Source organism: Oryzobacter terrae, assembly GCF_042756445.1.
Taxonomy (GTDB): domain Bacteria; phylum Actinomycetota; class Actinomycetes; order Actinomycetales; family Dermatophilaceae; genus Oryzobacter; species Oryzobacter terrae.
In genome coordinates, this window is the sequence record NZ_CP170578.1 from 74,961 (window position 1) to 101,425 (window position 26,465).

Consider the following 26,465-nt stretch of genomic DNA (forward strand, 5'->3'; position numbering starts at 1 on the left):
GAGCGCGGCATGTGAGGTGATCAGTCTCCGCCCACTCGGAGACCCCAGCCTGCGCATCGCCCCGTAGATAAGTGTCGAAGGGGCTTTCGCGCGAGCGGCTGGATGTCCGGTTGAATGCCTCGTCGGTGCAATTAGCCAGTGCTGTCAAGCCCAGGCGACTCACGCTCAGGCGCCTACGCGGCATGGGCGGCGATAGTACGCAGGCGATCAAGTGTCTGATCCGAGCTGCTCACCTTCGTCGGGTGTCGGTGTCGGCTCGGCGTCTGCGGTCTCCGTCTCTTTGCGCCGCCGTGCCCGCACGCGCTCCAAGCCGATGAGGGCGTACTCGATTCTCGCACCGAGATCGTCGTCGTCCACTCGCCGATCGAAGTAGTCATTCGGGTCGTGGCGCTCGAGCAGGTCCGGCTGTTCGGGGATCCGGGCCAGCACTGCGTCAACGCCGAGCAGGTCCTCGATCGTGCTCTCGGAGAAGTCGCCCATAGAGGTCCAGGTGGCTTCGCCGTTGCTGGCCTGTCCGAGGGGGATCATCAGTCCGAGCACCTCGCGTAGTTCCCACGCGCCGGAGTCGATGGCTTCCCAGAGCAGCTCGCGGGTGTTTGCCGGCTCGGCGAGGTGAAGGTGGTCGTAAAGGTAGGACAACAGGCGAGGGTGGGATCTGGCCGGCTGACTAGCGAACGCCCTGATCCCATCATCGAGTGCTGCTGCGACTGGTGTTTTCGCGCCTGCTGCCCACGGGCGTGGTGTGTCCGAGTCCTTGAACGCCATGCGCACGCAGTCCGCTGCCAGGGCGAGCCCGGCCGCGTCCGAGCGAGCCATCTGCTCGACCAGAGTGGTCGCGGTCGCGGTTTCGGTCTTATCGAGCACGTCCATGGCGAGACCGATGATGCTGAAGTTCGGCGAGAGCCCGAGTGGACCGCTCTTCTGGTCCATCGCGGGCAGGTAGAGGCTGTTGAGCAGGGGGAGGGTCGTCGATGCAGGCAGCGGCGACGAAAGGTGCTCTCGGCGCAGCTTGCGTAAGCCGGGAGCGGCGTCTTGGCCCATTCGACGAACGAGCTCGGCCAACGCGTCGCCATACTCGCCCGCCCGCAACTCGTCAGCTGCTGCTCTAACGGTCGACTCGGGCAGGTCCGACTCTGGAACGCCGACTTGGACGTACCGGTCGAAGTGCTCGGAGGTACCGACACCCATCCTCTGAGTGACGTCGTCTTGGTAGGAGGAGCCGGCGTAGGTCTGGCCCTCACGGGCGCCGCGGATAGAGATGAAGAGGTGCGCTAATAGGGCCTCGATCGCACCGGGGTGCCGCGGCCCAGCGTCGGCGATCCGTTGCTTCCACCGTGCCCATCGGTCTTGCGGCGACTCCTGTCGGATTCCAAAGCTGAAGGCGGAGGCCTGCTGCAGGATCTCAGCGCGATGGTCGACGACCAGGTCAAGCGTCGGACGCTCAAAGACACGCAGGAATGTGATAGCGACGAAGTCGGAGAAGTCGACCTCTCCGGCGACGTCTGGCCACGTAGCGTCGACTTGGGTGAACAGGCGCTTCACTGAGCGTGGTTGGTCTAGGTAGGTCGACAGGCAGTCCTGCCAGATCTGCTGTATTCGACGGTTAGTGCCGGCCGACAGCGTTATTCCCCGCCGCGCACAAATCTCGTCAATCGCGGCGTTCGCCAGCGCTGCCTGCTGCTCCGGCAGCATGGGTGGAATCTCAAGGCGAACCTGAATGATCTTCTCGAGGTACTGCTGCGCACGACCTGTTCCCTCGCCCACCAGGTCGGTCGATTCGAGAAGATCCGTGAGGGTCGCCTCGTCGTATGCGAGCAGGTAGTAGACGTTTGGCAGCCGGCCGAGGAGCCGAACGAGCTTGAACGTGTAGAGCAACTCGTCGGGCGCTAGTCGGTCGAGGTCGTCGAGGACCATGAGGACTGGGTGATCGATTTTGGTCAGGCCTTCTGCTGCTGTCTCGCGGAGACGTGCCGGGCTGCGGTCGCCGGTGATGACAGCACCGACCGCGCCGATCGCGCCGGACCCGTCGACGCCCGCGACGCCGCCTGCCGCGCCGAGCGGTGCTGCCTTGGAGACCCACTCGCCCACGACCGCGCGCCATTCCTTTCCGAGGACATCCTCAGGAACGGCGTCGCGGAGAGAGGCGAAGAAGCCAGCGGCAGAGCCTGCCAAATCTGAGTAGGCCCAAGGGTTGTGCCGTCCGATGTACCAGTCATGCTCGGCTAGGTCCTTCTCGATCTGGCCGAGCAAGCTCGACTTGCCGGCCCCCCACGGGCCGACCAGGCCAACAACTGCGCTCTCGGTCTCCTCCGCAAGGTCCCTGACGGCTCGCCCCAGTTGCGTTGCCAGCCTCTTTCGATTGAGGACGTCGCGGTCAAGACCGTCAGCGTCGTCGGCATAGAGCGACTTCGTGTTTCGGGCGAGTGTCCTTGGCGTGCGTGGGGTGACCGGATCCTTCCGGCCGAAATTCACGCGACCTCCTCAGGTAGGGCCTTGCGCTTGATGCCGTTCAACGTCTCGACGATGACCTCGACGTCTGCGTCCGGGAAGAAGTAGTCGGGGCCGGTGGGGGCGTGGTCGGTGTAGGGCGACTCGAAGAGGCGTGCGGGCCCCATGACACCGTTCTTGGTCAGCTCGTCGATGATGAGGTTCACGAAGCGGACCTGATCGGCGGAGAACTTCGTGCCGTCGAGGTAGTTTTCGAACGCCTCCGTCGCTGCCGAGCGGTCGAGGCCGACGAGGCTGCGGACGAAGATGCCGAGACCGCCGGTTTGCTCTCTCGCCCAGATGATGTCGACCTGCTGGCCGCCGGAGGCGACAAGCATCTGCTCCAGCTCGCTGAGGTCGTTCGCGGTGAGCTGCTTGTTGCGGCGGAGGCGCTGGAGGGCGAGGTTGTCGAGGTGCTCGCGGAGGTACGCCTCGGCCTTGGCGCGGAAGCGCTCGAAGTTGGTGCCGGGGGTGACGCGGGGCAGCACCACCTCGACGCCTTCACCGATCGTGTCCTCGAAGTCTGTGTAGATCGGGTTGCGTGCATGCTTCTCGATGAACCGCGCGAGGCCTCGGATGCGGAGTCGGGCGAGTTCCAGCATCGGCAGCGTCACGTCGATCCACCACTCGTCGCCGGCCACCGACTCCAGCAGCACGGCCTGCTCGGCGACGCTCGGGATCGTGGTCTTGCCGAGCAGCGCGACTGCGATGTGCTGGACGGACTCGCGCAGCCTCTCGGCCAGCACGGCATCGCCGTCGAGCTGGGCGAGTTGGCGACGCAGGATGAGGAGGTCGAAGCGCTTGGCGTCCTCGTCGTCGTCACGGACCGAGGACGGCAGTCCGGCGAGCGTGAGCAACGCCTCCGAGTCCTCGGGCACGATCTGGTTCCAGGCGTCTGCGGACGCGTACTTCTCTACGGCTCGGCGGTGCGGGCGGACGACGAAGTTCTCCAGGTTAATCCCGGCGACGACCTCGTGCAGTGTCTTCAGGGTGGACCAGCGCAGATCGGGTTCGTTGTCGCCGATCGCGGTGACCAGTCCGAGTCGCGCCTCGAAAAGACGTTGGGAGAGTGACTTCTGGGTCTGCCCCTGGGATCCGGGAAGGTCCTGGCTGAAGTACTCGAGGTTGCCGCAGAAGTCGAAGACCAGGAAGTCCTGCTTGTCCTCTCCGGGGCGGAAGAGGTCGGGGCACAGACGAGTGCCGCGGCCGATCATCTGCCAGAACTTCGACTTCGAGCGCACCATCTTGAAGAAGACCAGGTTGACGACCTCGGGGACGTCGATGCCGGTGTCGAGCATGTCGACGCTGATCGCGATGTGCGGCGCCTTGTCTTTGATCGAGAAGTCGTCGATCAGCGACTGGGCGTACGGCGTGCCATGGGTGATCACGCGAGCGAAGTGACCGGCGAGCTCGGGGTAGGCGAGGTTGAAGCGCTTCTCGATGAACTCGGCGTGCTTCTGGGACTTGGCGAAGATGATCGTCTTGCCCATACGGTCCCCGCCGGCCACCTTATAGCCCTGCACCATCAGGGTTCCGAGGACCTTGTCGACGGTGTCCTCGTTGAATAGGAACCGGTTGATCTCCTCGGCACCAACCTCGTCGGGCGGACCGTCCTCGCCCCAGTCGAGCGCGTCCCACTGGTCCTTCTCCTCCTCGGTGAGGTCGTCGTACTTGATACCGGAGCGCAGGAACTGGGTTCCGACGCTGACGCCCTTTGGGGGCACGAGGTAGCCGGAGTCGACTGCTTCGTCCAAGGAGTAGTTGTCGGTGGGGACGCCGTCTTCGAGGTGGAACAGCCGGTAGGTGTTGTGGTCGACCTCGTCCTTGGGCGTCGCGGTGAGGCCGATGAGTAGTGAGTCGAAGAAGTCGAAGATCGCGCCGTACTTGGCGTAGACGGAGCGGTGGGCCTCGTCGATCACAATGAGGTCGAAGTAGCCCGGCCCGAAGCGGCGAGTGCCGTCGTCAATCTCGTTGATGAGGTTCATCATCGTGGGGTACGTCGAGACGTAGACCCGTCCCTCAATTGCCCTCTCGTTCACGAGGTTGACCGTCGTCGAGCTAGGCAAATGCTGCTTGAACGCGTTGGCGGCTTGGTTGATCAGGGCGGTGCGGTCAGCGAGGAAGAGCACGCGCTTGACCCAGTTCGCCTTCTGCAACAGGTCGACGAGGGCGATGGTGGTGCGGGTCTTACCCGAGCCGGTTGCCATCACGAGGAGGGCCTCGCGTTGCTTGCGGTCGAACGCATCGCCCACTGCCTTGATGGCCCGCACCTGGTACGGGCGGCCAGCGATGTCAGTGTTCGCCTGCGCGGATGACAATGGGAGCTTGGTCTGGCGGCGCTGGATGAGCAGCTCCAGCTCGTCGCGTGTGTAGAAGCCCTGGGTCTCGCGCGGTGGGTAACCGCCGGCGTCGTCCCAGATCCGGTGCTCGTAGCCGTTGGTGTAGAAGATCACTGGTCGTCGGCCGAACTTCTTCTCCAGGCAGTCGGCGTAGAGCTTGGCCTGCTGCTGGCCAACCTCCGGTGACTTGGCGGTGCGCTTGGCTTCCACCACCGCCAGCGGCAGACCATTGGCGCCCCACAGGACGTAGTCGACGAAGCCGCTCCCCTCGGCGTTGGGCATCCCCGTGACGGGGTACTCGCGGTTACGCTCCTCATCCAGCGTCCACCCGGCCTCGTGCAGCAGGACGTCGATGAAGAGGTCGCGGGCGGCGGCCTCGTCGTAGTCGCGCGTGTCGGGCGCGGCTGCTGCCTGGGCGGCTGCGATCTGAGCCTTCAGCTCGGCGATCTCCGCCTCGTGGGCGGCCAGCCGCTCGTCCTTCTCGGCGAGCTCGAGGGTGTGGGCCTCGTCCTGCTCCTTGAACTTTACGGCGAGGCGGGCGACTTCCTCGTGTGACAGCGGTGCGGCCTTGGCTGCCAAGGCCGGGTCGAACTGGGCCTGCAGCGGCACCACTGTCGGCGCCGGGGAGTGGTGGTAGGACGTCCACACGATGACGTTGAACAGCTCGCGCAGCACCGCCAGCGACACGTCCGGGCGGATCGGCCGGCTTTCGTGCACTGCAGTATTGGCGATGCGACGAATCGCGGTCAGCTTCTGCGTGATGCCTTGCGGCACTTCGGCCTTCAACGCAGCGTCGTTGATCTTCGCCGCCAGGTCGTCGCGGTACGGCAGGGGCAGCGAGAGGACGTCATACAAATAGCCGACGAGCTCCTCGACCACCCGGCGGCTGTAGAAGCAGGCCGATCGCGGGTCGGACGACAGGTACGACTCAGCCCGAGCGCAGTCGTCATGCAGTGACGGCAGCGTCTGGCGGACGAAGTCGAAGTTCCCCATCGCAGTCGGCTACTCGCCGTCGTCGGTGTTGAAGTGGGCGGCCAAGCGCCCGAGGGTGAACTCCTGGCGCAGCTTGCAGGCGCTGTGCTGGCTGGCGAACATGCCCCTCTCCCAGAACCCCGCCTCGAGAGGCCGCGCATCGATCCACTCGACCGGCACGACCCACTCAGCGATGTCGTCCGGCGTCGCAGGGTCATCAGGGTAAGTGCCGTGCAGCGCTTGGGCGCTCAGTTGCACCCAGTTGCCGCCGACAAGGACTTGGGCGTGCTCGAAACGTGCCGCCGGTGCCAGGACTCGCCCCACCGCCACGTAGCGCATGGGCGGGACGTTGACCCAGATCCGAGCGTCCTTGGGCAATGTCCGCATGTCTTGCGAGAACATCTTGCCGCCGCCACCCGAGACGAAGCCGTTTTGGCGGGCGTCTTCCCACATGCGGTCGCCACCTGCAAAGGAGATATACCAGTCCTTCCCGTTCCATGCTGCGCGCTTGCTCTTCTTGTTACCCGTGGTTGCCTTCGGGGTCTCGTCGTCCGAGGCCGTGAGCCATGAGCGGGCGAGGTAGCGGCGCCCGTCGTCCTCGAGATAGGAGAAGAAGACCGCGTTGACGGGGACTCCGAAATCTCGCAGATAGTTGACGATGCGCTCCGAGCTGGCGTCGAGTTCGGCAGCCACGATCGTGAGGCTGAGGGCGCCGTTCAACTCGTCGGGCGGAGCGCTGCCGAAGACGTCCTCGAACGCGGCCTCGAACGGCTGGTCAAGGTGCTTGGTGGCGATGTCAATGATGTCGTCGCGGGACAGCGTCGACGCCCAGGAGCCGTAGTCGAGAACCTGGGCGACAACCTCGCGTGGCGTCTTGTCGCGCTTTAGCTCCAACAAGTTGAGATTGCCGTCGGCGTCGATCGCAAGCAGGTCGAGCCGCGGACCGTACGGCGTGATCACCTCGCTACCGATGACCATCAGGCGCTCGCCGAGCAGCGATGGGTCGCGCTTAAGGAACTCGTGTAGTTCCTTCTCGGCAGGCAGGACAGAAGCGGTCAGCGGCTTCGGCTCGTCGCCGTCGATGCGCCACATCCTCATCTCAACCGGCATCGGTCACAGCTCCCCTCGGAAGGCGCGGACTTGAAGGGAGGCGAACAGAGTTTCATCTGCAACAAGGGCCCGCCTTATGAGGTCCCCCTGCGAATCGATCAGGGCAACTCTTGCAGCGAAGACGCGCTGAACATCCAGCGATGGCAGGGGGACTTGGATCGAACGGACGTCCGTCTGATTGATGCTGGACTGGTTGACAGCGTCCTTGGTCATCGGCTTGACCTGTGCACGAACGTCCTTCGTCTGCATAAACTCAGCGACGAACACTGGAAGCACGAGGTCTCTGTCAACTCGAATACGCATCATGTTGGACTCAAAGACAGTCGCTTCTTGCAATGGGCCGACAAGCGCCGTCTTGCCCACATGCTCACGGCTGTTGACCCGGTTCACTAAGAGGTCGCCAACCTGCAAGCCGAACTCTTGGACCTGCGCTGGCGAGGCACGCAGGCGACGAAGCGAATCGACGTGAATGACGCTTGATCCGAACTTGAACGAGTCGATTCGGACGATCGGCGTGCCTGAGCCATAGTCGGATGCCGGGCGATAGAGGCCGTTCTTGGGGCCGTCGGCCATCAGAGTTCCGAAGTCTACCCGAGATTCGCTCCCGAACGTGTGGTGGAACATCGACTGCGTCAGAGAATTGAGTTGGGCGAGCACTCGGCGGCGCTTGGCGCGGAGTGCGTCGGCGTGGTCGAGGATCGCAGCGATACGCCGCTGCTCAGGGAGGGGCGGTAGGGGAATATCGAGATTGTTCAGATGCTCGTTCTTCAGGTTGTTGATGTTCGCTCCAGCTGCCTGAGAGGAGATGATTCGGCGGTATGACGGAGTTTGGAAATAGTGCGCGAAGTACCTTGGGTCGACCTCTGGGCCAGGCCGAAGTACCTTAAGGAAAGCCCCGAATCCACCGCTGAATGAACCGTCGCTACGTGCTGCTTTGCCGACTACGCCAAGACTTCCACTCGATGTGCAAATCACGACGTCGTTCTCGCGCACTAACTGCTTGGCTCCGACTTTGCTGGACGGCACGTAGGTCAGGGTTGACGTGATGAGTCGACCATCCTGGATGTTCCCAGCCGTAAGCACGGGGACGTAGCCGGCGCGTGGGCTCGGAGCTGCGTCGAACTTCGAGAAGGTCACTCCTCGCAGTTGCTCAGCGAGGTCACCCACGCGGGCGGTCTTCACGACAGCAGTTCCTTCAGGTCGGCGAGGCCTTTGGTGATCTCGTCTTCGAGGGTTTCGATCTCGGCGATGACTTCAAGCGGTGCGCGGTGCTCGATATCGTCGTGGACGATTTCTTTGTAGCGGTTGAGCGACAGGTCGTAGCCCTGGGATGCGATGTCGGCCTTGGGCACAAAGAAGGACTGCTCGGTGCGGGCGCGATCCTTCTCAGAGCCGCGGTTCTGCCAGCGGGCGAGAGCGTCAGGGAGGTCGGTCGCCTCGACGGGGCTGCGCTTGTCATCAAGGCTGAATCCGTCGGCGCGGACGTCGTAGAACCAGACGTCGTCGGTGCCGCCGGAGTTGGTCTTGGTGAAGAACAGGATCGCGGTGGAGACGCCGGCGTACGGGCGAAAGACACCTGACGGCAGCTTTACGACGGCGTCGAGTTTCTGCTCTTCGACCAGCATCTTGCGCAGCGCCTTGTGTGCTGTGCTCGAACCGAAGAGGACACCGTCGGGAACGATGACAGCCGCTCGTCCACCAGACTTGAGAAGCTTGAGGAACAGCGCGAGGAAGAGCAGTTCGGTCTTCTTGGTCTTCACGATCCGCTGGAGGTCCTTCGCCGTCGACTCGTAGTCGAGCGACCCGGCGAAGGGAGGGTTGGCCAGAATCAGCGTGTACTTGTCGGCATATGCGGCCGCGCCTTCGGACAGGGAGTCGCGGTAGCGGATGTCAGGGGACTCGATGCCGTGCAGCAACATGTTCATACTGCCGATGCGCAGCATGGTGGAGTCGAAGTCGTAGCCGTGGAACATCGAGGCGTGGAAGTGCTTGCGCTGCATCTGGTCGAGGAGCGCGTCGGCGTGTGTGTCGCGGACGTACTCGCTGGCGGCCACGAGGAAGCCAGCCGTGCCACAGGCCGGGTCGCAGACCTCGTCGCCCGGCTGAGGCGCGGTCATCCTCACCATCAGGTCGATGATGTGGCGTGGCGTACGGAACTGGCCGTTGACCCCGGCTGAGGCGATCTTGGAGAGCAGGTACTCGTAGAGGTCGCCGTTGGTGTCGCGGTCCGCCATCGGGATGTCGTCGAGCATGTCGACGACCTTGGACAGCAGCGCTGCGGTCGGGATGGTGAAGCGGGCATCCTTCATGTGCTCGCTGTACGTGGTGCCGTCGCCCATCCCGCGAAGGAATGGGAAGACCTCGTCGGCGATCGTCTTGTGCATCACTTCGGGGGAGGTGTTCTTGAACTGACTCCACCTCAGGTGAGCCTGGCCGGGCAGGAAAGCGGGGCTCTCGACAGCGCCGCCGGTCACGCGCGCCTTCTTCTCGGCCAGCGTCTGGATGTCGTCGAGGCGGCGGATGAACAGCAGGTAGGTGATCTGCTCAATGACCTCGAGCGGGTTGCTGATACCCCCTGACCAGAAGGCGTCCCAGACGCGGTCGATCTTGCTCTTCAGCTCACCCGTGATCACAGGCGCAACCCTAGTAAGAGCCGGGCCGTTGGACTTGGACATGGGCGACCTCCTGCTGCCCGGTCCCTCGGGGCAGCCTTTCAGGCTGCCGGGGCGCCCGACCCAACCTGGCCCTCATCGGTGCACAGGCCCGGTGGGGCAACTTGCGCCATGGATGGTTGCGTTGCTCCACGCCCTGGACCGGGCGGCCTTTGTGACGTGGCACCCACGAGCGGAGCCACCCTCGCCGAGGGCGTGAACGGCTTCCCCTACTGGGCGGAGTGACGCACCTAGCTAGACGCGACCATCGGCAGATGAGGACGTTTCGGCATCGCCATCAAAGGGGCCTGTATGCGGATAGCCTGTCACCCCGCGGTCGTCCTCCTCCTTTGGTACTCCGCGGCAAGATCGGGCTGCTGAGACCGCGACGGCGTCAGGCTCGTTTCGGTGTAAGGGTGGTGACGGAACTGGGGTTCAGCGCGTCGACCGTTTCCTGCAGTCGATCGGCAATGGCTCGGTCCCGGTCAGCGGTGGCCTGTTGGTAGTACAGGGCCATGGTGGGGGTGGCGTGGCCGAGGCGGCTTTGCATCTCGCGGACGGTGGCGCCGGCCTGCGCGCCGAGGGTCGCGGCGGTGCGGCGCAGGTCGTGCCAGTGCAGGCCGGGCTTGCCGATCTCCTCTCGAGCCCGCGTAAATCCGAAGGCCTCTTTGCCGTACTCGCGTCCGTCACGGCGCTCGACGCGAGCCGGGAGCCCGTAGAGCGAGCTCTGGGCGAGGAGTTCGCCGTCGCGTCCGGGAAAGATGAGGGCGTCCCGGCCCGTGACGGGGAAGTGGGACAGGTGCTCCCTCAGGCTGTCGACAACGAGCCGGGGCATGGCGACCGTGCGCTTGCCGGCCTCGGTCTTGGGTGGGCCGACGCTCTTGCGGCCCTGTGCTCTTGTCGCGGTTCTCGAGACAGATACCGTGCCGCCGTCGAGGTCGAGGTCACGGCGGCGCAGCGCCACCGCCTCCCCGAATCGCAGTCCGCATAGGCCGCAGAGCAGAGTCAGGGCCCGATGCTGCGCGGGCATGGCCTCGGCGAGGGCGAGGAGCTCGCGAAGGGTCAGCACCTCGGGCTCGCGCCTGACCTTGGCGCGGCTCCCGCGCTTGATCCGGCACGGCGTCCGGACGAGGACCTCGTCGTCGACCGCTTGGTTCATGATGGCGGCGAGCACGGAGTAGGCGTGGGCCCTAGCAGTCGGTGTTCTCTCGCCGTAGGAGGCGAACCACGCTCGGACGTCCTCCAACCCGATCTCGTCGACAGGCCTGGGGCCGAACCACGGGACGAGGTGGCGCCTCAGCGCGATCTCGTAGCTCATCCGAGTGGTGGGGCGCAGGTCGTGACGACCGGCCAGCCACGCGTACGCGTAGCTGGCGAAGGTGCGGGCACGACGCGCCTCCTCCGTGCGGCGGGCGGCTGCTCGACGCGCGGTCGGCGATGTCCAGTCACCTGAAGAGACCAGGCGGCGCTCGTCGGTCAGCCAGGCCTCGGCATCGAGGCGGCTCTCGAAGGTGGTGGCTGCACTGTGCAGGGCCATGTCGGGTCCGGTGTAACGGGCCCGGTAGCGCTTGCTGGGGAGCCGGGTGATCTGTCCGAAGGCTCGTCTGCCAGATGCCATGAAAGCCCCGCGTGTCGGATACGTGTCGGATGAAGCAACATCTTCTGTCCCTTCACGTCCACACCATACTCCAGTGACGTTGGGCATCAGTGCAGTTCAGGGCCCTTATGGGCACGTGTGGACGTGAAGGGACCCTTCTGGCCACGACCCGCCATTTTCCCTTCGAGTCCCTCCACATCCACGAGACGTCCCCTCCGCTCCGGCGGAGCGGGACGTTCGTCGTCCAGGGGGGTCCCCGGCTCCGGCCCCTCGTCCGTCGCCGAGCGCCGCGCCCCGCCGAGCCCGCGCCACGCCCTCGCGACGAGCACGACCCTCGCGACCCCGAGGAGCCAGGGGACGGGGAGGGCGAACCCCACCCAGAAGACCGCCTCCACCGGGAGCAGGGCCAGGTTCAGCACGGCACCGGACCGGCGCCCCCTCCACAGCAGGAGGCCCGACAGGCCGGCCGCCGCGACCACGCCCGCGAACCCGACGAGCAGGGCGACCATCCGGTCGTCGGCGACGCTCGAGGACCAGGGGCCGCCGTACAGGTCGAACAGTCCCCACAGTGACGGGAGCCTGCCCTCGCGGACGAGGAAGACCGCGACGGGGACGGCCGGGACACCGAACATGCCGGCGTAGGCCCACGTGACCAGCGCCGTGGCCCGGGCGCGGCCGGTCCGGGTGGCCCGCGCGGCGCCGGTCACGGCCTCGCCCGCGGCGTCGAGCGCGTCATCGCCATGATCGTCTCCTCATCCGTGCTCCGTGCCGGGATCGACGCTAGCCGTCCCGCCCGCGGGAGCACAGGCGGGGAACCACTCAACCGGGGCGTTCGGCCCGCGATCCACAGCGAAATGACAGCGACGGGTGTCGGGGGCCGGGTGTATTGATGACAGACATGGGCGTCATCCGGGTGCGTGCCATCCACACCTTCCCCACGCGCGGCGAGCCGGGCGTCGAGGTCCGGGCCGTGCGCGTCACGAACGCCGGCCTCGAGGGCGACCGGAGGAAGAGGGCAGCGGTCTCGCTCGTCGGCGACGACTCGCCGACGACCCGCGCCAACCTCGTCCTCGACGTCCCCACGGCCGAGGTCGAGGCCCTCGCCGGCAACGTCCTGCGCGTCGGCGGGACGCTCCTGGCCGTCGAGGCGACCGGCAACGCGTGCGCCGGTCTCCACGCCGCGGTCGGCGAGGAGGGCTGGGTGCGCGTCGGGGACCCGGTGGAGGCCACGTGACCGCGACCGTCGTCGGCACGAGCCACGACAGCGGCGTCGAGCGCCTGCTGCGCAGCCACCGCGCCATCCCGTCGGGCAGCCCGGTGCGCCTCGCGAAGAGGACGTCCAACCTCTTCCGGGGCCGCACGTCCACGTCGGTGCCGGGGCTGGACACCACGGGCCTCACCGGCGTCGTGGCCGTCGACCCCGACGCCCGGACCGCCGACGTCCAGGGGATGTGCACGTACGAGGACCTCGTCGACGTCACGCTGCCGCACGGCCTCACGCCGCTCGTCGTCCCCCAGCTGCGCACCATCACCCTCGGCGGGGCCGTCACGGGGCTGGGCATCGAGTCGGCCTCGTGGCGCAACGGGCTGCCCCACGAGTCGGTCCTCGAGATGGACGTCCTCACCGGTTCCGGTGAGCTCGTGACGGTGGCCCCCGACCGCCACCCCGACCTGTTCCGCGGGTTCCCCAACAGCTACGGGACGCTGGGCTACGCCACCCGGCTGCGGATCGAGCTGGAGCCCGTGGGCCGCACCGTCTCCCTGCGGCACGTGCGCCTCCACGACGTCGACACCCTCGTCGCCGCCCTGGGCACCGTCGTCGCCGAGGGGGAGTGGGACGGAGCGGAGGTCGACTACGTCGACGGCGTCGTCTTCTCGGCCACCGAGTCCTACCTCGTCCTCGGCACCCGCACCGACGACCCCGGCCCGACGAGCGACCGCACGAAGGCATCGGTCTACTACCGCTCCCTCCAGCACGACGACCCGGAACCGCGGCGCGACCTCCTCACCACCCACGACTACCTGTGGCGCTGGGACACCGACTGGTTCTGGTGCTCCCGGGCCTTCGGGGCCCAGCACCCCGCGGTCCGTCGGCTCTGGCCGCGGCGGCTCCTGCGCAGCAGCGTCTACTGGAGGCTCATCGCCCTCGACCGCCGCTTCGACGTCGCCGACCGCCTCGAGGCGCGGCACGGCCGGCCACCGCGCGAGCGCGTCGTCCAGGACGTCGAGATCCCCCTGGCGGCCACGGCCGGCTTCCTCCGCTGGTTCCTGCGCGAGGTTCCCATCGAGCCGATCTGGCTGTGCCCGTTGCGTCTTCGCAGTGACAGGCCGTGGACCCTCTACCCGCTCCGCCCGGACGAGACCTACGTCAACATCGGGTTCTGGTCCTCGGTCCCCACCACGCCTGGTGGTGTCCCGGGGGCCACCAACCGCCGGATCGAGGCGGAGGTGTCCGCCCTCGGTGGCCACAAGTCGCTGTACTCCGAGTCCTTCTACGACCCCGACGAGTTCGCCCGTCTCTACGGCGGCGACGCCTACCGCGTGCTCAAGGAGCGGTGGGACCCCGGGAGCCGCCTGCCCGACCTCTACGCCAAGGCGGTCAGGGGCGCCTGAGCCCGACCGCCGTCCACGAGTACCCACCCGGAGGGAGCACCGCCCGATGTCCATCGCCGAGATCGTCGACTCCGTCGTCGACGGCCCGCTACCCGTCGCCCTGCGCGCCTACGACGGCTCCTCGCTGGGCCCGCCCGACGCCGCCCGCACGCTCGAGCTGCGCACGCCACGGGCCCTCGCGTACCTCGCGACCGCCCCCGGCGACCTCGGGCTCGCCCGGGCGTACGTCTCGGGCGACCTCGCCATCCACGGGATCCACCCCGGTGACCCCTACGACGTCCTCGTCGACCTCGCCGACGTCCGCTTCCACCGGCCCTCGGCCGCGGCGGCGCTCGAGGCCGCCCGCGAGCTCGGCGTCAAGGGCCTGACGCCACCTCCGCCGCCGCCGCAGGAGAACCTGCCCCGGTGGCGCCGGGTCGCCGAGGGCCTGCGCCACTCGGTGACCCGTGACGCCGAGGCCATCCACCACCACTACGACGTCTCGAACCGGTTCTACGAGCTCGTCCTCGGCCCGTCGATGACCTACACGTGCGCCTGCTACCCGCACGACGACGCGTCGCTCGAGGAGGCCCAGGAGAACAAGTACCGGCTCGTCCTCGACAAGCTCGGCCTCGAGGCCGGCGACCGGCTGCTCGACCTCGGCTGCGGCTGGGGTGGCATGGTGCGCCACGCCGCCCGGCGGGGCGTGCGCGTCACCGGGGTCACGCTCTCGCGCCAGCAGGCGCTGTGGGCCCAGAAGGCCATCGCCGAGGAGGGACTGGCCGGGCTGGCCGACGTGCGGCACAGCGACTACCGCGACGTCACCGAGACGGGTTTCGACGCCGTCTCCTCGATCGGGCTCACCGAGCACGTCGGGGTGCGCCGGTACGGCTCCTACTTCCGGTTCATCCACGACCGACTCCGGCCCGGCGGCACGCTGCTCAACCACTGCATCACCCGCCCGCACAACCGCCGCCAGGAGACCGGCGCGTTCATCGACCGCTACGTCTTCCCCGACGGCGAGCTCACCGGCTCGGGGCGGATCATCTCCGCCGCGCAGGACCGCGGGCTCGAGGTCGTCCACGAGGAGAACCTCCGGCCCCACTACGCCCGCACGCTGCAGCAGTGGTGCGGGAACCTCGTCGAGCACTGGGACGAGTGCGTCGCGGAGGTCGGCGAGGGCACCGCGCGGGTCTGGGGACTGTACATGGCGGGCTCGCGGCTCGGCTTCGAGCGCAACGAGGTCCAGCTCCACCAGGTCCTCGCGGTCAAGCCGTACGCCGACGGTCGCACCGGGCTGCCGCTGCGTCCCTGGTGGCAGGCCTGAGGACGTCGCGGGCCGGGGGTGCGACGCTGGCCGGGCTCAGCCCTCGGCGGGGGCCGCGGCGAGCGAGCCGAGACCGTCCCAGACGAGCCGGGTGAGGTCGTCGGCGAGCTCGTCGCTGCTCTGGCCACCGGCGGCGCCACCTCCGGCGAGCCAGGCGTCGGCCGTCGCCCGCACCATCCCGACGACCGCCACGCCCCACAGGCGCGGCGTGGGGGAGGAGCCGTCCAGCGAGCCGCCGAGGCCGGCCCCCACGAGGTCGGCGACGTGGCGGGCGATGCGGTCGGTCATCCCGGCGGCGACGTCGCCGCTCGGCCGCTCGCCGGGTGGCACGAGCGGGGCGGTGACGATGAAGCGGTAGACCTCGGGGTCGGTCTCGACGAGGTGGAGGTAGGCCGCGATGACGGCGCGGACGCGACCGCGGGCCGGGGCCGCGGACCCGGGCGACCCGCCGGTGCGTCCCGTCGGGCCGTCGGGGGTGTCGGCGGGGGTGTCGGCGGCCCGGGTGAGCCCGCGGACGATCGTCGCGTCGACCCGCTCGGCGACCGCGGTCCACAGCCCGGCGCGGTCGGTGAAGTGGCGGTAGAAGACCGTCTTCGAGGTCCCGGCGACGGCGGCGACCTCGTCCATCCCGACCCCGGCCCCGTGCTCGCGGACCGCCCGGAGGGTCGCCTCGACGAGCTCGGCCCGGCGGGTGAGGCGGTGCTCGTCCCACCGCGAGCTGCGCCCGTCGGGGGAGGTCCGCGTCCCGGTCATGCCCCGGACGGTAGCAGGAACCAGCGGTACCTGTTACCGTCCGTACCGGATACCTCGCGCGGCCGGACCCGGCCCTGCTCGAGCCCTGCTCGACCTCCCGACCCAAGGAGCCCTGACCGGTGACCACCACCCGCCGCGCCGCCGTCCTCGGCGGCAACCGCATCCCCTTCGCCCGCCAGTTCGGTGCCTACGCCGAGGCCTCGAACCAGGACATGCTGACCGCCGCCCTCGAGGGGCTCGTCGCCCGCCACGGGCTCGCGGGGGAGCGGCTCGGCGAGGTCGTCGCCGGGGCCGTCATCAAGCACAGCCGCGACTTCAACCTCACGCGCGAGGCGGTCCTCGGCTCGAGCCTGGCGCCCACGACGCCCGCCTACGACATCACCCAGGCGTGCGGAACCGGCCTCGAGGCCGCGATCCTCGTCGCGAACAAGATCGCCCTCGGACAGGCCGACTCGGGCATCGCCGGCGGGGTCGACTCCGCCTCCGACGCCCCGATCGTCGTCCCCGAGCGGCTGCGCCGGAAGATCCTCAGGCTCAACCGGGCCAAGACGCCGGCCGACCGCGCGAAGGCCGCCCTGACCCTGCGCCCGACCGACCTCGGCATCCAGGTGCCGGGCAACTCCGAGCCGCGCACCGGGATGTCGATGGGCGACCACATGGCCATCACGGCCGAGCGGTGGGGGATCACCCGCGAGGCCCAGGACGAGCTCGCCCTGGCGAGCCACCAGAACCTCGCGGCGGCCTACGACCGCGGCTTCTTCGACGACCTCCTGACCCCCTACCTCGGGCTGACCCGGGACCAGAACCTGCGCGCCGACTCGACGATCGAGAAGCTCGGCTCGCTCCGGACGGTGTTCGGCAGCGGCGACGGGGCGACGATGACGGCGGGCAACTCGACGCCGCTCACCGACGGCGCCTCCGCCGTGCTGCTCGGCTCCGAGGAGTGGGCGGCCGCCCACGGACTGGCGCCGCTCGCGTGGTTCGTCGACGGCGAGACCGCCGCGGTCGACTACGTCTCGGGCGACGAGGGCCTGCTGATGGCGCCCGCGTACGCCGTCCCGCGGATGCTCGAGCGCCAGGGCCTGAGCCTGCAGGACTTCGACCTCTACGAGATCCACGAGGCGTTCGCCTCGACGGTCCTGTCGACCCTCGCCGCCTGGGAGAGCGAGACGTTCTGCCGTGACCGGCTCGGTCGCGAGGGCGCCCTCGGCCCCGTCGACCGCTCGAGGCTCAACGTCGCCGGCTCCTCGCTCGCGGCGGGTCACCCCTTCGCGGCCACCGGCGGCCGGATCGTCGCGACCCTGGCCAAGCTCCTCCACGAGCGCGGTCCCGGCTCGCGCGGGCTCGTCTCGATCTGCGCGGCCGGCGGCCAGGGCGTCGTCGCGATCCTCGAGGCGGCCTGACATGGCGCACCGCGACGGCTACACCGCGTTCGTCTCCTCCACCGCGGGACGCCGGATCGCCTCGACGATCGGCCTGCCCCAGCCGGTCGCCCTGCGTCGGCACGTACCCGGACGCCCGCTCGTCGACGGACCCCTCCTCGTCGGCGGACACGGCGACACCCCGGCCCTGACCGCCCTGTGCGCCGGTCTCGAGGGGGCGGGCGCCGCCGTCGTCACCGAGGTCCCCGAGGAGGCTCGCCTCGGCGGGGTCGTCGTCGACCTCACCGCCGCCGAGACCCCCGCCGACCTCGAGTCGCTGCGTTCCACGCTCGCCCCGGCGCTCAAGCGGCTCGGCCGCTGCGCCCGGGTCGTCGTCGTCGGCCGCGACCCCGCGCTGGCGGGCACGGCAGCCCGACGGGCCGCCCGGCGCGCCCTCGAGGGCATCACCCGCTCGGTGGCCAAGGAGCTGCGCTCGGGCGCGACCGCGAACCTCGTCCTCGTCGCCGACGGGTCGGAGGGCGCCGCCCTCGGCACCGTGACCTTCCTCCTGTCCGCCCGGTCGGCGTACGTCGACGGGCAGGTGTTCCGCGGCGGGCCCGGCGCGGCCGGTCTCGTGCCCGACGACGTCGACCGCCCGCTCGCCGGGAAGGTCGCCGTCGTCACCGGCGCCGCGCGCGGCATCGGCGCCGACATCGCCCGCACGCTCGGGCGCGACGGCGCGACCGTCGTCTGCGTCGACGTCCCCGCGTCCGGCGCCCAGCTCGCCGCCGTGGCCAACGAGGTCGGGGGCACCGCCCTGCAGGTCGACGTCACCGCCGAGGACGCGGGCCGCCGGATCGTCGACCACGCCGTGGGCCGCCACGGGGGCGTCGACATCGTCGTCCACAACGCCGGGATCACCCGCGACAAGCTCCTCGCCAACACCGACGCCGAGCGGTGGGCCGGCGTCCTCGAGGTCAACCTCCTGTCGATCCTGCGGATGAACGAGGCGCTCCTCGCACCGGACGGCCTGCGCGACGGGGGCCGCGTCGTCCTCGTCAGCTCCATCGCCGGCATCGCGGGCAACCGCGGGCAGTCGAGCTACGCGGCGTCCAAGGCCGGCGTCATCGGGCTCGTCGACGCCTATGCGGCGGACGAGGCCCTGCGGTCGCGCGGGATCACGACCAACGCCGTGGCCCCGGGCTTCATCGAGACCGAGATGACGGCGCGGATCCCGCTCGCCACCCGCGAGATCGGGCGCCGGCTCAACAGCCTGAACCAGGGCGGCCTCCCGGTCGACGTCGCCGAGACGATCGCGTTCTTCGCGGCACCCGAGCAGGCCGCGCTGAGCGGGAACGTCGTCCGGGTCTGCGGGCAGAGCCTGCTGGGTGCCTGAGGTGGCGGTCGAGACGCTCGCCGGGATCCCCTCCACCGCACCGCTGCTCGCGAGGGCCGCGGTGACGGCCCGGGGGCGGCGCGGGGACACCGTCCCCGACCGGACGCTGCGCGTCGTGGGCGTGCCCGTCGACCGTGAGCGGCTCGTCGCCTACCAGCGGCTGTGCGGCTACGCGGTCGGCGACACCCTGCCGCAGCCGTACCCGTGGGTGCTCGCCTTCCCCGTCCAGACCGCGCTGATGGCGCGCGCCGACTTCCCGATGCCCCTGCCGGGCATGGTCCACCTCGCCAACGACGTGACGTCCCACCGGGCCCTCGACGCCCGGGAGCCGCTCACCCTCTCGGTGACCGCCGGCGCCATCGCACCGCACCGCCGCGGGCGGACCCTCGACGTCCGGCTGGAGGCCCACGTCGACGACGAGTTGGTCTGGGAGTGCGACTCGGTGTACCTCAGCCGGGGTCGTGGGACCGAGGACGCCCCGCGGGACGACGTCCCGCCCGACGCCCCCGACGGGCCCGCCGTGGCGCGCTGGCGCCTGCCCGACGACCTCGGGCGCGCCTACGCCGCCGTCTCGGGCGACGTCAACCCCATCCACCTGCACCCGCTCGGGGCGAGGGCGCTCGGCTTCCCCCGCCACCTCGCCCACGGGATGTGGACCTGGTCGCGCAGCCTGGCGGTCCTCGGGCGTGGCTCGCTCGGACCGTCGCGCAGCCGGGTGTGGTTCACCAGGCCGGTCTTCCTCCCGTCCACCGTCGAGCTGGTGCGCAGCCACGGCGCCGGGCCGGTGACCGCGGCCCTGCGCTCCGCGACGGACCCCGCCACGACCCACCTCGTCCTCACCCTCGACGTCGGTGAACCTGCTGAGGGCGGGCCGGCGGCGTAGTCATTCCGGGCCATGGTCGGCCCGACCGCCGCGCTCCTCCGGTGGCCCGCGTGGTCCGGCACACGCCGGAACTGCAGGGGAACCACGAGGAGAAGCCCATGACACTCGCCACCCGTCTCTCGTCAGCCACGGCCCTCGCCGCGCTGGCCCTCGTCGCCGGGGCCGCCTCGGCCTCCGCCGGCGTCGACCCGACCCTCAACAACCCCGACAACTGGGAAAACGGCGGCCAGTACGTGTGCTCGAAGGTCGAGTACGCCGACGGCCTCAAGTCGTTCACCAAGGCCTCCGGTGTCGCCTTCTACGTCGTCAAGGCCGGACGCGAGGTCACCGTGACCGGCGGCGGCGCCGGCTCGGGCTACGACACGTACACGAGCCCCAAGGACATCAGCTTCATCATCACCTGCGTGCCGAGCGGCGGTGGCTACCCGCCGTCCTGACGGACGCTCCGACGGTGGGCCCCCGGCGAGGACGTCGGGGGCCCTCGCCGTCACCGCGGCGACGCGCGCCAGGCGCGCTGAGACCAGCCTGAGGCGTCCGGCTGAGCCCCGGGTCGAACGGCTAGCGTCCGAGGGATGCGCCCGCCGACGACGACCGACCAGTCGCGGGCCGGCCTGCTGGAACGCCTCGACGAGCGCGTCTCGATCGCGCGGGACCGGCTCCGGCTGCGCCTCGAGGGCCCGGGCACCGAGCCCGGCGGTGGCCTGCTCATGCTCAAGGCGGCCGTGGCCACCGTCATCGCGTGGCAGCTCGCGGTCCACGTCCTCGACAGCGACACCCCCTTCTACGCGCCGATGTCGGCCCTCCTCGTCGTCGACCGGACGATGGTGCGCTCGGTCGGCGCCAGCACGAAGCGGGTCATCGGCGTCGTGCTCGGCATGGGCGTCGCGTGGCTGGTCGGCTCGCAGGTCGGCGTGACCTGGTGGTCGATGGTGCCGGTGATGCTCGTCGCGACCTTCATCGGGCGGTGGAAGGCGCTGGGGGAGCACGGCATCCAGGTCCCGACGATGGTCCTCCTGTCGCTGCTGACGGTGCACGGGACCGACACCGAGTTCACCGCCCTGACCATCGTCGAGACGGCGCTCGGTGGCGTCGTGGGGGTCGCCGTCAACGCCCTCGTCCTCGCGCCGATGCACCTGACCTGGCCGCGCCGCGAGCTGAGCAGCCTGACCGAGCGGCTGCGGGCCCTGCTCGCCGACATGGCCGACGGGCTGCGCACCGGCTACGAGGCCGAGCGCGCCCACGGGTGGTACGACGAGGCCGGGCTCATCGGCCGCCGGGCGCCCGAGGTCCTCGAGGTCGTCGAGACCGGGCGCGAGAGCACCCGGTGGAACCTGCGGCACCGGCTGCGCCCGGCCCGGATCGACTGGGACGGCTACCGCCTCACCGCCGAGACCGTGGAGCGGGCCGAGTGGCAGGTGGCGGGGATCGCCCGCACCCTCGTCGACGCGGCCGAGGGCGCCGCCTGGACCCCGCGCCCGTCGGCGGGCTGGCTCGCGCGCTACGCCGACGTGCTCGACGAGGTGGGTGCGGCCATCGAGGACTTCGGCGTCGGCACCGGTGACGACACCCGCGACGTCGACGAGCACGTCGAGCGGGCCCTGGCGATGCTGCGCGGTCTGAGCGACGAGGTGCGCGACACCCACCTCGACGACCCCGCCGCCTGGCCCGCGTACGGCGCGCTCGTCCTCGACGCCGAGCGCCTGGCCCACGACCTGCGCGACCGTCATCCGCGGGCCGCGGTGCCCACCGACAGCGGGCCGCTGCGGGCGCCGATCGCCGACGCGCTGCCGCCGGCCGTCAGGCCCGAGGCGCCTCCCAGCCCATGACCCGGGCGTAGAACGCGAGCTCGCGCTCGAGGGCGTCGATGATCGTCGTGCCCTGCCGGAAGCCGTGTCCCTCACCGGGGTAGACGACGAGCTCGACCTCGCGGCCGGCCTCGTGCATCGCCGACGCCATCGACTCGGCCTGCGCCAGCGGCACGACGAGGTCGTCCTCACCCTGGAGGAGGAGCAGCTCGCCGTGCAGCCGGTCGGCGTGGTGGAGCGGGGACCGGTCGCGGTAGACCGCGGCGCCCTCGGGCCAGGGGGCCACGAGGCTGTCGAGGTAGCGGGACTCGAACTTGTGGGTGTGCTCGGCGAGCGCGGTGAGGTCGGCGACGCCGAACAGGCTCGTGCCCGCCGCGAACGCCTCGCTCGTCGTCATCGAGCGCAGCACGGAGTAGCCGCCGGCGCTCCCCCCACGGATGGCGATCCGGTCGCGGTCGACGATCCCGGCGTCGGCCAGCGACAGCGCGCCGGTGACGGTGTCGTCGATGTCGAGCACGCCCCACGCGCCGCGGAGCCGGTCGCGGTAGGCGCGGCCGAAGCCCGTGCTGCCCGAGTGGTTGACGTCGAGGACGGCCCACCCGCGGGTCGTCCACAGGTGGGTGCCCGTGGCGAACGTCGGCTCGGCCCGCGCCGTCGGCCCGCCGTGGACCATGACGAGCAGGGGCGGTCGCTCGCCCTCGGGTCCCGTGGTCCCCGACAGGCGGGGCTCGTAGAGCAGGCCGTGCACCTCGAGGCCCGCGCTGTTCGTCCACGTCCACGGCCGCGCGACCGAGACGTCCTCCGGGCGCACCGGGGGGTCCCCGGCCGTCGTGAGGACGGTGAGGTCGCCGCCGAGCGGACCGCGCACGACCTCGGGCAGGCGGTCGGCGAGCCCGCGCCGGGCGACGAGCTCGCCGTCGACGACGTGGAGGTGGTCGAAGGTCGCGCCCTCGACGTCGAGCGGCTCGACCTCCCCGGTCGTCGCCTCGAGGACGCCGAGCCGTGACCGGTCGGCCTCCCACCAGCGCACGACGGCGCGCTCGGTGTCGAGGACGGCGAGCTCGACCATGCCGAGGGTCCACTGCGGCGTCGCGTGGTCGGCCTCGACGTCGTGCACCGCGACCGGACCGTCACCGCGGTCACGGTGCACCGTCCACCAGCCCGAGGCGTCGGAGAGGAACCACAGCGCGCCGTCGGGGCCGAAGTGCGGCTGGGCGACCGAGACGCCGTCGTCGCCGACGACGAGCCGGACGTCCACGAGGGCACCGTCCACGAGCCGGGCGCGCAGCAGCCGGGTCGAGTCCCACGCCATGTTCGGGTGGTCCCAGGCGACCCACGCGACGTGCGTGCCGTCGGGCGACACGGCCGGGCGGGAGACGAAGTCCGAGCCCGACCACAGCACCGTGCCGGCGTGCTCGCCCGTGCCGTGGAGGTCGACCCGCACGAGCTCGTTGGCGGGCTCCGGCTCCCGGGAGTGGTCCTCGCGCACGGCGAACACGTCCTCACCGTGCAGGACCAGCCCGCCGTAGCGCCACGGACCCTCGGGGGTCAGCGCCACGGGCTCCTCGGCGCCGGGGTCGAGGCGGTGCAGCCGGCCGTCGTCGAGGCGGGAGAGGACGACCACCCCGTCGGCGACGGCGTACGACCCCCCGCCGTACTCGTGGACCCGGGTGCGCACCGACCACGGCGCGGGGAGGACGTCGTGCGCGCTCGTCCCGTCGTGCCGCACGAGGGCGACCCGCCCGCCCTCGGCCGGACGGGACTCGAGCCACCAGGTGCTCGCGCCGTCGGGACGGACCTCGTCGAGCCCGACCTGACCGGCCACGAGGTGCTCGGGCGCGATCGGGGAGGGCCAGGTGCCGTGGGGGAGGACGCTCATGGGCCGACCCTACGGTCGCGACACGGGGCGGCGCGGGGAACGTGCGGGCGACCGGACGGGCCCCGTGGTTGGCTGGCCCGGTGAGCAGCGCACCGACGGCCTACGAGGACCTCTGGGAGGAGGAGCAGGTCGAGGTGCTGCGACCCGTCGCCCTCGAGGCGGCGGCCGCCTTCGGCCTCGAGGTCGAGCGGATGGAGGTCGTCCTCCACGCCTTCAACACGACCTTCGCCGTCGACACCCCCGACGGGCGCCGGGTGGCCCTGCGGGTCGGGACGAACTCCAAGAGCATCCCCGCCCACGTCGTCGCCCAGCAGTCGTGGCAGCGCGCCATCACCGAGCAGACCGACGTCGTCGTCCCCGACCCGCTGCGCACGTCCCGCGGCGAGTGGTTCGTCGCCGTCCCGTCGGCGGAGGTCGGCCGCGACCTCCTCGTCACGGGGGCGTCGTGGCTCGAGGGCGAGGACGCGCGCGAGGGGTCCTCGGAGTGGGCGCACTCCCTCGGCCGGGCGATGGCGACGCTGCACCGGCAGTCCGCCGCGTGGACCCTGCCCACCGGGGCCGAGCTGCCGCTGTTCGACACCCCGCTCTTCGGTGACGAGGACGCCCTCACGCCGGCCGCCGCGTCGGTCCCCGGCGCCGCCGCGGTCGTGGCCGAGGCGAGCGAGCGCTCCGCCGCGGCGTTCGCGGCCCTGCACGCCCGGGTGGCGCCGATCCCGCTGCACGCCGACCTCCACGGCGGCAACCTCAAGTGGCACGAGGGCGCCCTCGCGGTCTTCGACTTCGACGACAGCGGCCTCGGGGTCCCCCTGCTCGATCTCGCGATCTCGACCTTCTACCTCCGGCGCGCCGGGACCGACGGCGAGCCCGCCCTGCGCGCGGGCTACGCCGAGGTCGCGCCGCTGCCCGAGGGGCTCGACGAGCACCTCGAGCCCCTCGTCGCGGCCCGCCAGCTGCTCCTCGCCAACAGCCTGCTCGACTCCTCGACCGCCGCCCTGCGGGCCCAGGCCGAGGACTACGTCCACGTCACCCTGGGCCGGCTGCGGCACTGGCTCGACACGGGGCGCTTCGTCCTCGACCCGGCCTGACCACCGGGGCCGAAACCCGCGCGCCCGTGCCGTGGGGCGGTCAGTAGGCTTGACCCTCGGTGCGCCACCCCGGCGACCGGACACCCACCGCCAGGAGAACCCTCGCCATGTCAGCCCAGATCACCGTCCACGTCGCCGGAAGCGAGCGATCGGTGGAGCAGGGCACGACGGCCGGAGAGCTCTTCGAGGGCGACCGGTCGGTCCTCGTGGCCCGCGTCGGCGGTGAGCTGCGCGACCTCGCCCACGTCCTCGCCGACGGCGACGTCGTCGAGCCGGTGACCGCGGCCGAGCAGGACGGCCTCGACGTGCTGCGCCACTCGGCCGCGCACGTCCTCGCCCAGGCCGTCCAGGAGCTGCACCCCTCGGCACGTCTGGGGATCGGCCCGCCCATCCGCGACGGCTTCTACTACGACTTCGACGTCGAGACCCCCTTCACCCCCGAGGACCTCAAGTCCCTCGAGAAGGTGATGCAGCGGATCATCAACGAGGGCCAGACCTTCCACCGTCGCGAGATCAGCGACGACGACGCCCTCGTCGAGCTGGCCGACGAGCCGTACAAGTGCGAGCTCATCGGCCTCAAGGGCGGTGCGTCCGACGAGGTCGCGGAGGGGGCCTCGGTGGAGGTGGGTGGCGCGCAGCTGACGATCTACGACAACCTGCGCCGCGACGGCAGCCGCGCCTGGGGCGACCTGTGCCGCGGCCCGCACGTGCCCTCGACCAAGGTCCTCGGCAACGCGTTCAAGCTGATGCGCAGCGCCGCGGCGTACTGGCGCGGGTCCGAGAGGAACCCGCAGCTCCAGCGCGTCTACGGCACGGCGTGGCCGACCAAGGACGAGCTCAAGGCCCACCTCGACCGCCTCGCGGAGGCCGAGAAGCGCGACCACCGCAAGCTCGGCGCCGAGCTCGACCTCTTCAGCTTCCCCGACGAGCTCGGCTCGGGGCTCGCGGTGTTCCACCCCAAGGGCGGCGTCATCAAGCGCGAGATGGAGGACTACGTCCGCCGCCGGCACATCGAGGAGGGGTTCCAGTACGTCGGGACCCCCCACATCAGCAAGGACGGGCTGTTCCACACCTCGGGGCACCTGCCGTACTACGCCGACACGATGTTCCCGCCGATGGAGTTCGAGGGCAGCGACTACCGCCTCAAGGCGATGAACTGCCCGATGCACAACCTCATCTTCCGCTCGCGCGGGCGCTCCTACCGCGAGCTACCGCTGCGGCTGTTCGAGTTCGGCTCGGTGTACCGCTACGAGAAGTCCGGCGTCGTCCACGGCCTGACCCGCGTGCGGGGGATGACCCAGGACGACTCGCACTCCTACGTCACCGCGGCCCAGGCCCCGGACGAGATCAAGCACCTGCTCGACTTCGTCCTGTCCCTGCTGCGCGACTTCGGGATGGACGACTACTACCTCGAGCTGTCGACCCGGGCGACCGAGGGCGAGAAGAAGGACAAGTTCATCGGGTCCGACGAGCAGTGGGAGGTCGCGACCGACGTCCTGCGCGACGTCGCGACCGCATCCGGGCTCGAGCTCGTCCTCGACCCCGGCGGCGCCGCGTACTACGGCCCGAAGATCTCGGTCCAGGCGCGCGACGCCATCGGCCGGACCTGGCAGATGTCGACGATCCAGTACGACTTCAACCAGCCCGAGCGCTTCGGCCTCGAGTACCAGGCGGCCGACGGCACCCGGCAGCAGCCGGTGATGATCCACTCGGCCAAGTTCGGGTCGATCGAGCGGTTCTTCGGCGTGCTCGTCGAGCACTACGCCGGGGCCTTCCCCGTGTGGCTCTCGCCGGTGCAGGCGCTCGGCGTCCCCGTCGCCGAGGAGTTCGACGAGTACCTCGGCGACGTGCTGGCAAGGATGCGCGCGGCGGGCATCCGCACCGAGCTCGACGCCAGCGACGACCGCTTCCCCAAGAAGATCCGCAACGCGAGCAAGGCCAAGGTCCCCTACGTGCTCATCGCCGGGGAGGACGACCGCTCCGCCGGGGCGGTGTCCTTCCGGTACCGCGACGGGTCGCAGAAGAACGGGGTGCCGGTCGACGAGGCGATCGCCGAGATCACGGCCGCGATCGCCGACCGTCGCCAGGTCTGACCTTGCCGCTCCGCGCCGGCTGACCAGGCCGCACCCCCGCGGCCCGGGTCCGTCCGTCTCACGCGGTCCCACCTGTCGGGACCGCGCGGGGCGGGGGTGGCCGGCGTGGTCCCGGGCGTCACACGACACGCCGAC

The 26,465-nt window shown here is 70.2% G+C and carries 19 protein-coding genes; 10 read left to right on the top strand and 9 right to left on the bottom strand.

The window, feature by feature from the left end; translation table 11 throughout:
- Window positions 1–207: 207 nt before the first annotated feature.
- The 7 genes from ACFWN3_RS00380 to ACFWN3_RS00410 all read right to left on the bottom strand — a co-directional run bounded on the left by ACFWN3_RS00380 (window position 208) and on the right by ACFWN3_RS00410 (window position 11,863).
- Window positions 208–2,472 carry a P-loop NTPase fold protein gene (locus ACFWN3_RS00380; RefSeq protein ID WP_377642326.1) on the bottom strand — a complete coding sequence of 755 codons (2,265 nt, stop codon included), beginning with the start codon at window positions 2,470–2,472 and terminating at the stop codon, window positions 208–210.
- Entirely contained in the window at window positions 2,469–5,819 is a 3,351-nt protein-coding gene (locus tag ACFWN3_RS00385; RefSeq protein WP_377642328.1) for a DEAD/DEAH box helicase family protein, read from the bottom strand. The genes ACFWN3_RS00380 and ACFWN3_RS00385 overlap by 4 nt, the downstream gene beginning before the upstream one ends.
- 9 nt (window positions 5,820–5,828) lie before the next feature.
- Window positions 5,829–6,890, bottom strand: a complete 1,062-nt coding sequence (locus tag ACFWN3_RS00390; protein ID WP_377642330.1) for a hypothetical protein — start codon at window positions 6,888–6,890, stop codon at window positions 5,829–5,831.
- A gap of 21 nt (window positions 6,891–6,911) precedes the next feature.
- Complete coding sequence (locus ACFWN3_RS00395) at window positions 6,912–8,090, bottom strand: restriction endonuclease subunit S (protein WP_377642332.1); 1,179 nt, start codon at window positions 8,088–8,090, stop codon at window positions 6,912–6,914.
- Window positions 8,087–9,583, bottom strand: a complete 1,497-nt coding sequence (locus tag ACFWN3_RS00400; RefSeq protein WP_377642334.1) for an N-6 DNA methylase — start codon at window positions 9,581–9,583, stop codon at window positions 8,087–8,089. Before ACFWN3_RS00400 ends, ACFWN3_RS00395 begins: the two co-directional genes overlap by 4 nt.
- Before the next feature lie 370 nt (window positions 9,584–9,953).
- On the bottom strand, window positions 9,954–11,096 hold the full coding sequence (locus tag ACFWN3_RS00405; RefSeq protein WP_377642336.1) for a tyrosine-type recombinase/integrase: 1,143 nt from the start codon (window positions 11,094–11,096) through the stop codon (window positions 9,954–9,956).
- A gap of 167 nt (window positions 11,097–11,263) precedes the next feature.
- The gene (locus tag ACFWN3_RS00410; RefSeq protein WP_377642338.1) at window positions 11,264–11,863 is read right to left on the bottom strand and encodes a hypothetical protein; all 600 of its coding nucleotides are present in this window, start codon (window positions 11,861–11,863) and stop codon (window positions 11,264–11,266) included.
- A 182-nt stretch (window positions 11,864–12,045) separates the two neighbouring features.
- Here ACFWN3_RS00410 and ACFWN3_RS00415 point away from each other — a divergent pair, with 182 nt between their 5' ends.
- The 3 genes from ACFWN3_RS00415 to ACFWN3_RS00425 are packed head-to-tail and all read left to right on the top strand — an operon-like array spanning window position 12,046 to window position 15,075.
- Entirely contained in the window at window positions 12,046–12,390 is a 345-nt protein-coding gene (locus ACFWN3_RS00415) for a hypothetical protein (RefSeq protein WP_377642340.1), read from the top strand.
- Entirely contained in the window at window positions 12,387–13,769 is a 1,383-nt protein-coding gene (locus ACFWN3_RS00420) for an FAD-binding oxidoreductase (RefSeq protein ID WP_377642342.1), read from the top strand. The genes ACFWN3_RS00415 and ACFWN3_RS00420 overlap by 4 nt, the downstream gene beginning before the upstream one ends.
- A gap of 46 nt (window positions 13,770–13,815) precedes the next feature.
- Window positions 13,816–15,075 carry a class I SAM-dependent methyltransferase gene (locus ACFWN3_RS00425; RefSeq protein WP_377642344.1) on the top strand — a complete coding sequence of 420 codons (1,260 nt, stop codon included), beginning with the start codon at window positions 13,816–13,818 and terminating at the stop codon, window positions 15,073–15,075.
- A gap of 36 nt (window positions 15,076–15,111) precedes the next feature.
- On the opposite strand, the gene ACFWN3_RS00430 is transcribed toward ACFWN3_RS00425, so the two are convergent.
- Window positions 15,112–15,828, bottom strand: coding sequence for a TetR/AcrR family transcriptional regulator (locus ACFWN3_RS00430; protein ID WP_377642346.1), 717 nt, complete (start codon window positions 15,826–15,828; stop codon window positions 15,112–15,114).
- Window positions 15,829–15,947: 119 nt separating this feature from the next.
- On the opposite strand from ACFWN3_RS00430, the gene ACFWN3_RS00435 reads away from it, so the two are divergent.
- The 5 genes from ACFWN3_RS00435 to ACFWN3_RS00455 all read left to right on the top strand — a co-directional run bounded on the left by ACFWN3_RS00435 (window position 15,948) and on the right by ACFWN3_RS00455 (window position 21,294).
- On the top strand, window positions 15,948–17,231 hold the full coding sequence (locus tag ACFWN3_RS00435) for an acetyl-CoA C-acetyltransferase (protein WP_377642348.1): 1,284 nt from the start codon (window positions 15,948–15,950) through the stop codon (window positions 17,229–17,231).
- Window position 17,232: 1 nt separating this feature from the next.
- Window positions 17,233–18,585, top strand: a complete 1,353-nt coding sequence (locus ACFWN3_RS00440) for a 3-oxoacyl-ACP reductase (RefSeq protein WP_377642350.1) — start codon at window positions 17,233–17,235, stop codon at window positions 18,583–18,585.
- On the top strand, window positions 18,578–19,468 hold the full coding sequence (locus ACFWN3_RS00445) for a MaoC family dehydratase (RefSeq protein ID WP_377642352.1): 891 nt from the start codon (window positions 18,578–18,580) through the stop codon (window positions 19,466–19,468). Before ACFWN3_RS00440 ends, ACFWN3_RS00445 begins: the two co-directional genes overlap by 8 nt.
- A 98-nt stretch (window positions 19,469–19,566) precedes the next feature.
- On the top strand, window positions 19,567–19,905 hold the full coding sequence (locus ACFWN3_RS00450) for a hypothetical protein (protein ID WP_377642354.1): 339 nt from the start codon (window positions 19,567–19,569) through the stop codon (window positions 19,903–19,905).
- Between the two features lie 135 nt (window positions 19,906–20,040).
- Complete coding sequence (locus tag ACFWN3_RS00455; RefSeq protein ID WP_377642356.1) at window positions 20,041–21,294, top strand: aromatic acid exporter family protein; 1,254 nt, start codon at window positions 20,041–20,043, stop codon at window positions 21,292–21,294.
- On the opposite strand, the gene ACFWN3_RS00460 is transcribed toward ACFWN3_RS00455, so the two are convergent.
- Window positions 21,266–23,152: an alpha/beta hydrolase family protein gene (locus ACFWN3_RS00460; RefSeq protein ID WP_377642358.1), complete on the bottom strand. Its 1,887-nt coding sequence runs from the start codon at window positions 23,150–23,152 to the stop codon at window positions 21,266–21,268. The two genes, ACFWN3_RS00455 and ACFWN3_RS00460, sit on opposite strands and share 29 nt — an antisense overlap.
- Window positions 23,153–23,232: 80 nt before the next feature.
- Between ACFWN3_RS00460 and ACFWN3_RS00465 the strand changes: the two genes are divergently transcribed.
- Both ACFWN3_RS00465 and thrS read left to right on the top strand, forming a co-directional pair.
- Window positions 23,233–24,237 carry a phosphotransferase enzyme family protein gene (locus tag ACFWN3_RS00465; protein ID WP_377642360.1) on the top strand — a complete coding sequence of 335 codons (1,005 nt, stop codon included), beginning with the start codon at window positions 23,233–23,235 and terminating at the stop codon, window positions 24,235–24,237.
- 107 nt (window positions 24,238–24,344) lie between these two features.
- Complete coding sequence (gene thrS / locus ACFWN3_RS00470) at window positions 24,345–26,330, top strand: threonine--tRNA ligase (protein ID WP_377642361.1); 1,986 nt, start codon at window positions 24,345–24,347, stop codon at window positions 26,328–26,330.
- The last annotated feature ends 135 nt before the right edge of the window (window positions 26,331–26,465 follow it).

Excerpts from the sequence above, each read along its gene's own strand:
- ACFWN3_RS00405 (WP_377642336.1), bottom strand. The coding sequence starts at position 11,096 with ATGGCCCTGCACAGTGCAGCCACCACCTTCGAGAGCCGCCTCGATGCC.
- ACFWN3_RS00400 (WP_377642334.1), bottom strand. The coding sequence starts at position 9,583 with ATGTCCAAGTCCAACGGCCCGGCTCTTACTAGGGTTGCGCCTGTGATC.
- ACFWN3_RS00460 (WP_377642358.1), bottom strand. The coding sequence starts at position 23,152 with ATGAGCGTCCTCCCCCACGGCACCTGGCCCTCCCCGATCGCGCCCGAG.
- ACFWN3_RS00455 (WP_377642356.1), top strand. The coding sequence starts at position 20,041 with ATGCGCCCGCCGACGACGACCGACCAGTCGCGGGCCGGCCTGCTGGAA.
- ACFWN3_RS00425 (WP_377642344.1), top strand. The coding sequence starts at position 13,816 with ATGTCCATCGCCGAGATCGTCGACTCCGTCGTCGACGGCCCGCTACCC.
- ACFWN3_RS00390 (WP_377642330.1), bottom strand. The coding sequence starts at position 6,890 with ATGTGGCGCATCGACGGCGACGAGCCGAAGCCGCTGACCGCTTCTGTC.
- ACFWN3_RS00440 (WP_377642350.1), top strand. The coding sequence starts at position 17,233 with ATGGCGCACCGCGACGGCTACACCGCGTTCGTCTCCTCCACCGCGGGA.
- ACFWN3_RS00430 (WP_377642346.1), bottom strand. The coding sequence starts at position 15,828 with ATGACCGGGACGCGGACCTCCCCCGACGGGCGCAGCTCGCGGTGGGAC.
- ACFWN3_RS00385 (WP_377642328.1), bottom strand. The coding sequence starts at position 5,819 with ATGGGGAACTTCGACTTCGTCCGCCAGACGCTGCCGTCACTGCATGAC.
- ACFWN3_RS00415 (WP_377642340.1), top strand. The coding sequence starts at position 12,046 with ATGACAGACATGGGCGTCATCCGGGTGCGTGCCATCCACACCTTCCCC.
- ACFWN3_RS00450 (WP_377642354.1), top strand. The coding sequence starts at position 19,567 with ATGACACTCGCCACCCGTCTCTCGTCAGCCACGGCCCTCGCCGCGCTG.
- thrS (WP_377642361.1), top strand. The coding sequence starts at position 24,345 with ATGTCAGCCCAGATCACCGTCCACGTCGCCGGAAGCGAGCGATCGGTG.